The organism is Micromonospora ureilytica (assembly GCF_015751765.1).
Taxonomy (GTDB): Bacteria; Actinomycetota; Actinomycetes; order Mycobacteriales; family Micromonosporaceae; genus Micromonospora; species Micromonospora ureilytica.
Map to the genome: position 1 here is coordinate 314,823 of NZ_JADOTX010000001.1, position 11,656 is coordinate 326,478.

General features: G+C 72.3%; 10 protein-coding genes. 5 read left to right on the plus strand and 5 right to left on the minus strand.

Translation table 11 applies throughout. The annotated features are described in order from the left end of the window. Positions 1 to 39 precede the first annotated feature (39 nt). The 5 genes from IW248_RS01500 to IW248_RS01520 all read right to left on the minus strand — a co-directional run bounded on the left by IW248_RS01500 (position 40) and on the right by IW248_RS01520 (position 6,973). Positions 40 to 1,698, minus strand: a complete 1,659-nt coding sequence (locus tag IW248_RS01500; RefSeq protein WP_231396592.1) for a putative bifunctional diguanylate cyclase/phosphodiesterase — start codon at positions 1,696 to 1,698, stop codon at positions 40 to 42. Between the two features lie 79 nt (positions 1,699 to 1,777). After that, positions 1,778 to 2,587 (minus strand): SAM-dependent methyltransferase, encoded by an 810-nt coding sequence (locus IW248_RS01505; RefSeq protein ID WP_124821170.1) that lies wholly within the window; start codon positions 2,585 to 2,587, stop codon positions 1,778 to 1,780. A gap of 189 nt (positions 2,588 to 2,776) precedes the next feature. Beyond that, positions 2,777 to 3,445: a response regulator transcription factor gene (locus IW248_RS01510; protein ID WP_030337723.1), complete on the minus strand. Its 669-nt coding sequence runs from the start codon at positions 3,443 to 3,445 to the stop codon at positions 2,777 to 2,779. Positions 3,446 to 3,452: 7 nt separating this feature from the next. Next, positions 3,453 to 5,144 (minus strand): sensor histidine kinase, encoded by a 1,692-nt coding sequence (locus IW248_RS01515; RefSeq protein ID WP_196925342.1) that lies wholly within the window; start codon positions 5,142 to 5,144, stop codon positions 3,453 to 3,455. Between the two features lie 14 nt (positions 5,145 to 5,158). After that, on the minus strand, positions 5,159 to 6,973 hold the full coding sequence (locus IW248_RS01520) for an AMP-dependent synthetase/ligase (protein ID WP_196925343.1): 1,815 nt from the start codon (positions 6,971 to 6,973) through the stop codon (positions 5,159 to 5,161). Positions 6,974 to 7,091: 118 nt separating this feature from the next. Here IW248_RS01520 and IW248_RS01525 point away from each other — a divergent pair, with 118 nt between their 5' ends. From IW248_RS01525 to IW248_RS01545, 5 genes are all read left to right on the plus strand, one after another. Continuing rightward, positions 7,092 to 7,547 carry an SRPBCC family protein gene (locus IW248_RS01525; protein WP_196925344.1) on the plus strand — a complete coding sequence of 152 codons (456 nt, stop codon included), beginning with the start codon at positions 7,092 to 7,094 and terminating at the stop codon, positions 7,545 to 7,547. A 31-nt stretch (positions 7,548 to 7,578) separates the two neighbouring features. Continuing rightward, a complete protein-coding gene (locus tag IW248_RS01530) occupies positions 7,579 to 8,283 on the plus strand; it encodes a hypothetical protein (RefSeq protein ID WP_196925345.1) in 705 nt (234 codons plus the stop codon). A gap of 75 nt (positions 8,284 to 8,358) precedes the next feature. Continuing rightward, on the plus strand, positions 8,359 to 9,306 hold the full coding sequence (locus IW248_RS01535; protein ID WP_124821165.1) for an ROK family glucokinase: 948 nt from the start codon (positions 8,359 to 8,361) through the stop codon (positions 9,304 to 9,306). Positions 9,307 to 9,317: 11 nt separating this feature from the next. Continuing rightward, positions 9,318 to 10,010 (plus strand): endonuclease/exonuclease/phosphatase family protein, encoded by a 693-nt coding sequence (locus tag IW248_RS01540; RefSeq protein WP_372431681.1) that lies wholly within the window; start codon positions 9,318 to 9,320, stop codon positions 10,008 to 10,010. Between the two features lie 117 nt (positions 10,011 to 10,127). Next, entirely contained in the window at positions 10,128 to 11,534 is a 1,407-nt protein-coding gene (locus IW248_RS01545; protein ID WP_196925346.1) for a flavin-containing monooxygenase, read from the plus strand. The last annotated feature ends 122 nt before the right edge of the window (positions 11,535 to 11,656 follow it).

Genomic DNA, 11,656 nt, shown 5'->3' on the forward strand with positions numbered 1-11,656 from the left:
CTGCTCGCCCCCGGGTTGGGGCGTGGGCGGGCCCGAGGGTCAGCGGATGCGGGCCAGGATGCGATCGGCGGGGGCCGGGCGACCGAAGTGCCAGCCCTGGGCGGCGTCGCAGCCGATCGCGCGTAGCCGCTCGGCCTGCCCGGCGGTCTCCACCCCTTCGGCGGTGACGGTCAGGTCCAGCGCGTGCGCCAGCGAGACCAGGGAGGCGAGGATCCGCTCGTCGGTGCGGCCGACGGAGGGCGACCGCAGGCCGGCCACGAACTCGCCGGCCACCTTCAGTTCGGTCACCGGCAGGTCCCGCAGGTACGCCAGGTTGCTGTATCCGGTGCCGAAGTCGTCGATGGCGATGCGTACGCCGAGGTCGGCGAGGACCCGCAGGGCGCGGACCGGCTCCTCGGCGGTGCTCATCATCGTGCTCTCGGTGATCTCCAGTTGGAGTCGCTCCGGCGGCAGGCCGGTCTGCCGCAGAAGGGCACGGACCTCCTGCACCAACCCGGGCCGGTGGACCTGCCGTACCGCCAGGTTGACGCTGACGAAGGGCGCGGCGGCACCCCCGGCCGACCACGCCTCGGCCTCACGGCAGGCCTCGGCCAGCACCCAACCGCCCAACTGGATGATCAGGCCGGTCTCCTCGGCCAACCCGATGAAGCTGTCCGGGCGCAGCACCCCCAACTCGGGGTGCCGCCAGCGGACCAGCGCCTCCACGCCGACCAGGCTGCCGTCGCGGAGTGAGGTCAGCGGCTGGTAGTCGAGGTAGAACTCGCCCCGCTCCAAGGCCGCCGGGATGGCCGCGGAGAGCGCGTAGCGGGCCAGTTCACGTTGGTTGCGCTCGGCGTCGTAGAGCGCCCAGCGCGCCCCACCCGCGGACTTCGCCCAGTGCAGGGTGCTGTCGGCGGCCCGCATCAGGTCCGTGGGGTTGGCCCCGGCCACCTGGCGCTCGACGATGCCGATGCTCGCGGAGATCTGCAGCTCGTGCCCGTCGACAAGCGCCGGTGTGCGTACCGCGGCGAGCGCGGTCTCGGCCACCGCGACCATGTCGTCGGTGCCGGCGGTGCGTTCCACCAGGATGACGAACTCGTCGCCGCCGAGCCGGGCGACCAGGTGCTCACCCATGGCTTTGCGCAGCCGCTCCGCCACAGTGGCCAGCAGCAGGTCGCCGATCTGGTGCCCCAGGGTGTCGTTGACCACCTTGAAGCGGTCCAGGTCCAGGAAGCACACCCCGACCCGCTGCGCGCCCCGGCCCGGTTCGTTGAGCGCGGCGGTGAGCCGCTCGGTGAACAGCGTCCGGTTGGGCAGGCCGGTGAGCGGGTCGTGGGTGGCCTGATGCCGGAACCGGGCCTCGCTGGCCCGCAGCGCCCGCTCGGCCTGTGTGCGGGCCCGCATGGCGGCGCGGCGGATCGACTCCTGCTCGTCGAGCGTCCGGTCGCGCAGCGCGCGGGCGTAGCCGGTCGCCACGGCCGCCAGCAGCCGGGCCATCCGGTCCTCGACGTCCTCGGCCACCAACCCCAGGTCGCGCACCAGGCGGAGCTGGATGACCTCGACGGTACGACCCAGCCCCTCGGCGGAGGCGATGTGCGCGGCGACCAACTCGGCGCCGACCCGGTGCCCGGCACGCAGGTCGAACGGCTCGGTGAGCAACGCGCCGGCCAGTTGCCCGGTGAGCCGGTCCAGCAGGGACTCCAACTGGGCCTGGGTCATCGGTAGGTAGCTGGTGCCGGAGACAGCCTTCGCCCAGGCCCGAGCGAACGTGCCCGGGTGGGACGTCGCCCCCGGCGACTCAGTCACCGAGGCGCCCGACGCCGCCCATGAAGACCGCGCGCTCGGCGTCCTCCGCGCTCTCCGGAGTGTCCGGTCGCCACTCGGGCACCCAGACCACGCCGGGGTCGAGCAACTCGAACCCGTCGAAGAGCGCGGTCAGTTCGGCGCGGCTGCGTATCGACAGCGGGCTGTCGGTGCGCCGGTAGACCCGCTCCGCCTCGGCGCGTTCGTCCTCGCTGCGCCCGTCGTCGCTGGCCTGCGACAGCACCAGATAGCTGCCGGGCGCCAACGCGTCCCGCAGCGTCCCAAGCAGTTCCGCCGGTCGGTCGTCGTCGGAGACGAAGTGCAGGACGGCCACGACCATCACGGCCACCGGTTGGCTCAGGTCGAGCAGCTTGCGGACGTCCGGATGGGCCAAAATCGCCTCCGGGTGACGCAGGTCCTCCTGCACCACGGCGGCCTGCTCGTTGCCGGCGAGAATCTCGCGGCTGTGCGCCACCGCCACCGGGTCGACGTCCACATAGACCACTCGTGACCGCGGGTCGAGCTGCTGGGCGATCTCGTGCACGTTGCCGACCGTCGGGATGCCCGAGCCGATGTCCAGGAACTGCCGGATCCCGGCCTCGGAGAGGTGGTGCACGGCCCGGCGCAGGAACGCCCGGTTGGCCTGGGCCATCAACGGCGCCTCGGGCACCGCGGCGACCATCGCCTGCGCGGCAGCCCGGTCCGCGGCGAAGTTGTGCGAGCCGCCGAGGTAGTAGTCGTACATCCGCGCGACGCTCGGGCGCTCGATGTCGATGGTGTCGGGTGCCCAGTCCGGCCGCTGCATGCGTTTCACCCCTCGTGTCCGCGACGCGAGCATCGTCGCCCGCGCGGGTATTGTGCACCCGCCACGCACGCCAGACCATAGCGCGGCGGAGGTTGCCCGCAGACGTCGGTCGATGCGCGACGGTCCGCGCCGGCCGAAGCTGGCGCGGACCGTCGGTCGCGACGTCCCGCTCGACGAGCGGGAGACCTGTCAGAACTTCGGCGCGTCCGGTGCCTCGAGCAGGCCGAGCCGGAGTGCTGTCATCAGGGCCTGAGCCCGGTTGGCCGCGCCGAGCTTCTCGTAGAGCTTGGAGATGTGCGTCTTGGCCGTGGACTCGCTGACGAACAGCTGCTTGGCGATGCCCGCCACGCTCATCCCGTCGGCGAGCAGCCGCAGCACCTGCCCCTCCCGGGGAGACAACTGCGGACCGGACGGGGCGAGCCGGCGCTTCATCGCCTCGGCCAGGTCGGCCGCGGTGAACGCGCTGGGGGAGGAGGCGGCGTGCCGTGCGGCGGCCACCACCTCGTCGGCCGGTGCGGTCTTCGGCACGAAGGCGCTCGCGCCGGCCTCCAGAGCGCCGAAGAGCTGGTCGTCGCCGGCGTACATGGTCAGCACCACGATGCCCATCGACGCGCTGGACTTGCGCAGCGCGCGGGTGGCCTCCAGGCCGCTGCCGTCGGGCAGCCGCAAATCCATGATCACCACGTCCGGCTGCAGGGCGCCGGCCTGGCGTACTCCTTCCGCCGCCGTAGCCGCCTCACCGACGACCTCGAACTGGCGGTCGCGCTCGAAGGCGTGCCGCAAACCCTTGCGAATCAGGTCATGATCGTCGACAAGGAGGACCTTGGTACGGGTGGCCGGTATCGGACTTGTGGTCATCCTCGGGTTACTCCCCTTCTGGTGCTGCGCTGCCGCGCACGTTATCGCGCCGGGCTGAGGTGCCGAGAACCACCGCCACGGTTGTGCCGCTGGGTTGCCGCGGCCTGATCTCCAACCGGCCCCGGATACGTTCCGCCCTCTCGGCCATGATCGCAAGACCGTACCGCCCGTCCGGGCGCTGGTCAGCCATCCCCTGACCGTCATCCGACACTTCTATTTGCGCGTACGGGGGGTCGACCTCACACGTGACCCACAAATTCGACGCCCCGGCGTGCTTGCGCGCGTTGGTCACCGCCTCCTGCGCGATGCGCAGCAACTCGGCCTCGGTGGCGGCCGGCAGCCGCGCGGTGGACTCGTCCAGCGACAGGTGCACCCGCAGTCCGCCGGACGCGCCCACGGTGCGCGCGTACTCGGCGATCGCCGCGGCCAACCCACCCTGCCGGTCCACCTCGCTGCGCAGCTCGAAAAGGCTCAGCCGCAGCTCCTGGATCACCCGGGTCACCTCGCCGCGCAGCGTACGGAGGGCCTCGGCGGTCTCGTCGGCGTCGTCGAAGACGGTGGCCAGGGCGTTGTCGATGCCGTAGCCGACCATCACGAGTTCCTGTGCCACCCCGTCGTGGATTTCCCGGGCCAGCCGCTGCCGCTCCTCGTTGGTGGCCAGCGAGCGCACCTCGTCGAAGAGCAGCGCGGCCTCCAGCCGCAGCGCGGCCGGGCGGGTCAGCGCGGTCACGCGGGAAACCACCGGCGGCGGGTACGCGTGCGCGACGTCGGCCTCCAGTACCACCAGCCCCACCGTGCGCACCCCGGCGGCCAGCGGAACGATCAGCGCGGAGACGTCGCCGCCACGGTGTGAGCGGGACTGCGACCGGGCGGCAGTGGTGGCCTGCTGGGTGGCCCAGGCGTCGGCGATCGCCGAATCGGCGTCCAGCGTCGTCTCCCAGTCGACCCGGTCGACGCCGGCCTGGGCGAGCACCACGAGCCGACCGCCGCCGCTGGCCGACAGCACCGCGCCCCGGTCGGCCCGGGCCACCGTGCGCAGCTCCTCCAGCAGGTGCTCGGAGATGCCGCCCGGGTCGAGGGTCGCCCCGGGCAGCTGCCGGGCCACCGTACGCAGCTGGGTCAGCAGCCGGGTGGCCTCGGCGTACGGCTGGGGTTTGCCCTCACCGCGGACCGCCATCACCCGGTGCAGCGTGCCGGCGGCGTAGAGCCCCAGCGCCGCCAGGATCAGCCACTGCGCGCAGACCGCGAGGTAACCCAGCTGGCCGAGCTGGGGACCGCCGTCGACCTGGGTGAGCGCGCCGCTGACCAGCAGGGTGGCGGCGGTGACCACGAGCAGCGCGGCGCCCTCGGGGAAGCGGCGGCGCAGCGCGGTGACGGTCACCGGGACCGCCAGGTAGGGCAGTACCGCCGACGCGCCGAGGCCGTCGACAGTGCCGCCGATGGACGCCACCGCGGCGACGTGGCTCGCGGCCAGCCCCAGCGCCACCACCTCGGCCACCCGGCTCAGCGGGCCGATCACCCGGTGCTGCGGTGCCAGCAGCGACGGCAGCCCGGCCACCGCCAGCAACGCGATCCACCAGAGCTGGGCGACGTCGCGGGTGGCGAACAGGGTCAGGACGGCGACCAGCGCCAGCATCACCAGGCGAGCGGCTGCGGCGAGGGGATGCGGGCGCGGTGCGGTGGCTGTGGATGCGGGCACGTGACGGATGGTAGTCAGCCTCGGTAGATATCGGCGATCTCCGCCGCGTACGTCTTGTGGACAACCTGGCGCTTGACCTTGAGCGACGGGGTCAGCTCGCCGGTCGCCTCGGTGAAATCGTGGGGCAGGACCCGGAACACCTTGATCGCTTCGGCCTTCGACACGGCCTGGTTCGCGGTGTCGACCGCGGCCTGGATCTCCTTGCGGAGGCCCTCGTGCTCGCGCAGCTGCTCGATGGAGGTGTCGAGGGGCAGCCCGGCGTTCTCCAGCCAGGTCGGCAGCGCCTCCTCGTCGACGGTGACCAAAGCCGCGATGAACGGCTTCCGGTCACCGACCACGACACACTGGCTGATCAACGGATGCGCCCGGACCAGGTCCTCCAGCACCGCCGGGGCGACGTTCTTGCCGCCGGCGGTGACGATCAGCTCCTTCTTGCGGCCGGTGATGCTCAGGTAACCGTCGGAGTCGAGCTGGCCCAGGTCGCCGGTGCGGAACCAGCCGTCGGCGCTGATCGTCTCGGCCGTCGCGGTCTCGTTGCGCCAGTAACCCTGGAAGACCAGCTCGCCGGAGATCAGGATCTCGCCGTCGTCCTCGATCCGGACTGTCACGCCGGGCAGCGGACGGCCGACGCTGCCCATCCGGGTGCCGGTGGGCAGGTTCGCCGCGGCGGCGGGCGAGGTCTCGGTGAGGCCGTAGCCCTCCAGGACCGTCACGCCGATACCCCGGAAGAAGTGGCCGAGCCGGGCGCCGAGTGGCGCGCCGCCGGAGATCGCGTCCCGACACCGTCCGCCGAGCGCGGCGCGCAGCTTGCGGTAGACCAGCCGGTCGAAGACCACGTGCTGGGCGCGCAGCGCCAGGCCCGGCCCGCCCGGGGTCTCCAGAGCCTCGCTGTACGCGATGGCGACCTGCTCGGCGCGGGCGAAGACGCCGCCCTTGCCGTCCGCCTCGGCCTTCTGTTTGGCGGCGTTGTAGACCTTCTCGAACACCCGGGGTACGGAGAGCACGAAGGTCGGCCGGAACGCCTGCAGCTCGGCGACCAGGTTCTTGGTGTCGGCGCAGTGCGCCATGGTGGCCCGCGCCTGCACGACGCCGATCTGGATGAGTCGGGCGAAGGCGTGCGCCAGCGGGAGGAAGAGCAGGGTGCTCGCGCCGGCGTTGAACAGGTTCGGCAGCACCGGCACCGCGTTGGCGATGTCGGCGTACATGTTGCGGTGGGTGAGCACGCAGCCCTTGGGTCGGCCGGTGGTGCCGCTGGTGTAGATGATGGTGGCCAGGTCGCCGGCGCGGACGGCCTTGCGCCGCCGCTCGACCTCGGCCAGCTCGACAGTGGCGCCGGTGGTGACCAGCTCGTCGACCCCGCCGCTGTCGATCTGCCAGACCTGACCCAGCTCGGGCAGCCGGTGCCGGACACCGGCGATCAGGGCGGCGTGCGCGTCGGTCTCGACCACGACGGCGACCGCGTTGGAGTCCTCGAGGATCCACGCGGCCTGCTCGGCGCTGGACGTCTCGTAGATCGGCACGGTCACCGCGCCGACGGCCCAGATGGCGTAGTCCAGCAGCGTCCACTCGTAGCGGGTCCGGCTCATCAGCCCGACCCGGACACCTGGCTCGATGCCGGCGGCGATCAGTCCGCGGGCCACGGCGGCCACCTCGTCGCGGAACTCGAGGCAGGTCACCTCGGTCCAGGCGGTGAGGGTGCCGTCGGCGCCGGGGGTGGGGCGGGCGAACTGGACGCTGTCGGGCGCGACTTCAGCGTTGTCCCAGACCGGATCGGTGAGGTTGGCCGCATCGCCAACGGTGACGATCGGTGGGACGGAAAACTCGCGCACCTGCACTCCTTCGTGCTCGCACTGGCCGGACGGCCGCCGCCGTGGGCGTCGGCATGTGTCGAAACCTACCCGGCGGGCGGTCGGGGTGAGACAACCAGGAGGCGGGTAGCCTCCCCCCATGGCGGACTCCTCCACCCAGTCGATCATCGTCGGCGCCGCACCGGATCAGGTGACGGCGGTCATCTGCGACTTCGCGCGCTACCCGGAATGGACCGAGGCGGTGCGTCGGGCCGAGGTCGTGGAGGAGTACGAGGACGGTTACGCCAGTCAGGTGCGTTTCACCATCGACGCCGGGGTGATGGCCGACGAGTACGTGCTCGCCTACGAGTACGCCGAGGACCTGTCCCGGATCGAGTGGCACCTGGTCGCCCCCTCGAAGATGCAGAAGGCCCAGCGTGGTTCGTACGACCTGGTGGGTAACCCGGACGGCAGCACCACGGTGACCTACACGCTGGAGGTCGACCTGTCGGTCGGCATGCTCGGCATGTTTCGGCGCAAAGCCGAAAAAATGATCATGGATACCGCGTTGAAGCAGCTCAAGCGCCGGGTAGAAGCAACCGGCGCGGCGCAGTGACGTGTCCGGTGGCACGGTAGAGGAGCCGACGGTGGGCGGTACGGATCCGGGTTCGGCCCGGGAAGAGGCGGAGCGGCTGGTCGCCACCCTGCTGGCGGGAGCGCGACTGGCTTCCGCCGGCTCGGCGAGCGGCGCGTTCGGCTCGTTGGGCGGCATGCTGTCCGGTGTCCTCGGTCACAGCGCGGGCCCGGACGGGCGCCCCGGCGCCGGTGGTGGTTTCGCCACCGGTTCGGCCGAATGCTGCGTCTGCCCGGTCTGTCGGGGCATCGCCGCGTTACGTGATCCGAGTCCGGAATTCGCCGAACGTCTCGCGACCGGCGCTGGTGACCTCGCCGCAGGGGTCGCCAGCCTGCTCCGCGCGTTCTCCCCGGCCGAACCGACCGCGCCGACCCCCGCCGATCCGGCCACCGAGCCGAACGCTTCGCCGTCGCCGGCACCCACCGCGAGCACCGACGACGTGTTCCCCGAGCCATCCCCGAGCACCCCGTCCACCGCAAGCGGCGACAACCACGTGTGGCGCGATGCCACCCGTACCGGGCATGATTCTCAGCCGGCGCCGGAGCGGGATGTCTGGTCGGTCGCCACCCGGACGGCGGACCCACTCGCCCCGGCCGCCGTACCACCCGTCGACGAGGCCGGGCCGGCGACCGTACCGGCACCGACCACCCGTCCCGTGGTGCCCGCCTCGCGGGTGCCCGATGACGCCGACGCGGACGCATCGGGCGACGGCGCCTGAGCGCGGGACCTTCCGACCCGGACCGGCACTGGGCCGGGACCTGGTCGGACAGCACAGTTGAGGGGGGCGGTAGCGGTGACGCTGACCATCGGAGTCGACGTCGGTGGCACGAAGGTGGCCGGCGGTGTCGTGGACGACACCGGCGCGGTCCTCGTGCAGACCCGACGGGACACTCCCGCCGATGACGTCGCGAAGACCCGCGACGTCATCATCGAGTTGGTCGGCGAGTTGTCCGCCGGGCGGACCATCGAGGCCGTCGGCATCGGCGCGGCCGGTTGGATCGACGCCAGCCGTTCGACAGTGCTCTTCGCCCCCAACCTGGCCTGGCGCGACGAACCGCTACGCGAGTACGTCAGCGAGGCCGTCGGCCTGCCCGTGATCGTGGAGAACGACGGGAACGTCGCCGCGTGGGCCGAGTTCCGCTACGGCGCGGCCCGCGACGCCGACGACTCGATGATCATGTTCACCATCGGCACCGGTGTGGGCGGCGGAATCGTCCTCGGTGGCGATCTGATGCGCGGCGCGCACGGCATCGCCGCGGAGCTGGGCCACATGCTGGCCGTGCCGGACGGACACCAGTGCGGCTGCGGCCGGCTGGGCTGCATCGAGCAGTACGCCAGCGGCAGCGCCCTGGTCCGGTTCGCCCGGGCCGGCGCCCGGCAGGAGCCCAACCGGGCCACCGCCCTGCTGAAGTTGGCAGGCGGTGAGGTCGAGGCGATCACCGGCCCGATGGTGACCGCCGCCGCCCAGGGCGGCGACCCGGTGTCCGCCGAGGCGTTCGCCCAGATCGGCCGGTGGCTGGGCACCAGCCTCGCCGACATGGCGCAGATCCTCGACCCGCAGACCCTGGTCGTCGGCGGCGGTGTGATCGACGCCGGTGACCTGCTGCTCGGCCCCACGCGCCGCTCGTACCTCGACGCGCTCGCCCAGCGCGGTCGCCTGCCGGTGGCCGAGGTGCTCCCGGCAGAGCTGGGCAACAGTGCCGGGGTGATCGGCGCCGCCGACCTGGCCCGCCGGATCTGAGGCGGTCCGGGATGGGTGTGCCGCTGCGCGTGGTGTCGTACAACATCCACAGCCAGCGCGACGACACCGCCGCGCTGGCGGCGGTGGTCCGGGCCGCGACGCCGGACGTGGTGATCGTGCAGGAGGGGCCGCGCCGGTTCCGGTGGCGGCAGAAGTCCGCCACGTTGGCCGAGTCGTTCGGTCTGGTGGTGGCCGCCGGTGGGCTGCCCGCCCTGGGCAACCTCCTGCTGACCAGCCTGCGGGTCCAGGTGCGGGGCACCCGCTGCCAGCGCTTCCCGCTGACCCCCGGCCGGCACCTGCGCGGCGCCGCGTACGCCGACTGCCGGATCGGTGACGCCCAGTTCACCCTCGCCGGCTCCCACCTCTCCACCGACCCGGCCGAGCGGCCCGCCCAGGCCGCCGAGTTCAAGCGCGGCCTGGACGCGGCGACCAGCCCGGTGCTGGCCGGGGCGGACCTCAACGAGGGTCCGGACGGGCCGGCCTGGGCGACCGTGTCGCGCGGGTTGACCGACGCCGCGGTGGCGGCCGACCGGGCCGAGCGGCTCACCTACTCCTGCGTCGACCCGCGTCGACGCATCGACGCGCTCTTCGTCGACCCGCGGATCACAGTTGTCGACTACGACGTGGTGGACACCCCGCAGACCCGTCGGGCCAGTGACCACTTCCCGGTCCTGGTCGACCTGCTCCTGCCCGCCACCGGCTGACCCCCGCCGCCGGCTCGACAGTCGACGCGTCCGTTCCAGGACTGGACATCCGGCTCGGTTGTGGAGAGGATTTCGCGGCGACCGGCACGCCTGCCGTACCAAAAGGAGATCTCCCCGGTGTCCACCTCCACCGACCACGGCCGGCCCGACCCGGAGGCGACCTCGCCCGCGGCGAACAGCGACGGCCGCCCGGTCTCCGACCGGGGCGACACGGTCTGCGTCATCGGGGCCGGGGCCAGCGGCCTGACGGCCATCAAGAACCTGCGCGAGCACGGCTTCGGCGTGGACTGCTACGAGCGGGAGACGGGCGTCGGCGGCGCCTGGAACTGGCGGCACGACCGCAGCCCGGTGTACGCCAGTACCCACCTGATCTCGTCGAAGCCGTTCACCCAGTTCCCCGACTTCCCGATGCCGGACTCCTGGCCGGACTACCCGCACCACGGTCAGGTGCTGTCGTACTTCGAGCGGTACGCCGACCACTTCGATCTGCGCTCGCACATCTGGTTCGGCACCGAGGTGATCCGGGTCCAGCCCGTCGAGGGGGATCGGTGGGACGTGACCACCCGCTCCACCGGCGGGTACGGCCCCGAGCGCACCGCCCGGTACGCCGCCGTGGTGATCGCCAACGGCCACAACTGGTCGCCGAAGCTGCCCCGCTACGAGGGCCTGGAGGAGTTCCGCGGCGAGATCATGCACGCGTCGTCCTACAAGGACCCGGCGCAGCTGCGGGGCAAACGGGTGCTGGTGGTCGGCGCCGGCAACACGGGTTGCGACATCGCCGTCGAGGCCGCCCAGCAGGCGTCGCGCTGCTGGCACTCCACCCGGCGCGGCTACTGGTACGCCCCGAAGTACGTTCTCGGTCGCCCCGCCGACCAGGTCAACGACACCCTGCTGGCGCTGCGGGTGCCGCTGCGCGTGCGGCAGTGGCTCTACCACTGGACGCTGCGGCTGACCGTCGGCGACCTGACCCGCTTCGGCCTGCCCAAGCCCGACCACCGGGTGTACGAGACGCACCCGATCGCCAACAGTCAGCTCGTGTACTACGTGGGCCACGGCGGGATCGGCCCGGTGCCGGACATCGCCCGGTTCCACCCGTACGCGGTGGAGTTGGCCGACGGCCGCGAGATCGACCCCGAGGTGGTCGTCTTCGCCACCGGGTACCTGCCGCGCTTCGAGTTCCTCGACGCGTCGGTGTTCGGTGACAGCGCGGGCGCGGGCCGGCCCACGCTGTGGCTCAACGCGTTCACGCCCGGGCATCCGACCCTGGCCGTCGCCGGCCTGCTGCAGCCGGAGTCCGGGCTGTTCACCCTGTCGCACTGGCAGACGGTGCTCTTCGCCCGACTGCTACGGGCCCGTCGGGACCGGCCGGAACGGGCTGCGGCGTTCGCGCAGCGGGTGCGGGAGCGGGCCGGGGAGCGGTACTCCGGGCCGGTCAAGGAGAGCAGCCGGCACTGGTTCGAGGTCGGGCACGCCGACTACCTGCGCGCCATCCAGCGCGCCCTACTCGACCTGGAGGGTAAGTGAGCGCGAGGAGTGAGCTTGCGAGCCCCGCAGTCGCGAACGAAAGGCTGGCACGGTGAGCGCGAGGAGTGAGCTTGCGAGCCCCGCAGTCGCGAACGAAAGGCACACCAGTGACTGACCTGCGG

Excerpts from the sequence above, each read along its gene's own strand:
- IW248_RS01500 (WP_231396592.1), bottom strand. The coding sequence starts at position 1,698 with ATGACCCAGGCCCAGTTGGAGTCCCTGCTGGACCGGCTCACCGGGCAA.
- IW248_RS01505 (WP_124821170.1), bottom strand. The coding sequence starts at position 2,587 with ATGCAGCGGCCGGACTGGGCACCCGACACCATCGACATCGAGCGCCCG.
- IW248_RS01510 (WP_030337723.1), bottom strand. The coding sequence starts at position 3,445 with ATGACCACAAGTCCGATACCGGCCACCCGTACCAAGGTCCTCCTTGTC.
- IW248_RS01525 (WP_196925344.1), top strand. The coding sequence starts at position 7,092 with ATGGCGGACTCCTCCACCCAGTCGATCATCGTCGGCGCCGCACCGGAT.
- IW248_RS01540 (WP_372431681.1), top strand. The coding sequence starts at position 9,318 with ATGGGTGTGCCGCTGCGCGTGGTGTCGTACAACATCCACAGCCAGCGC.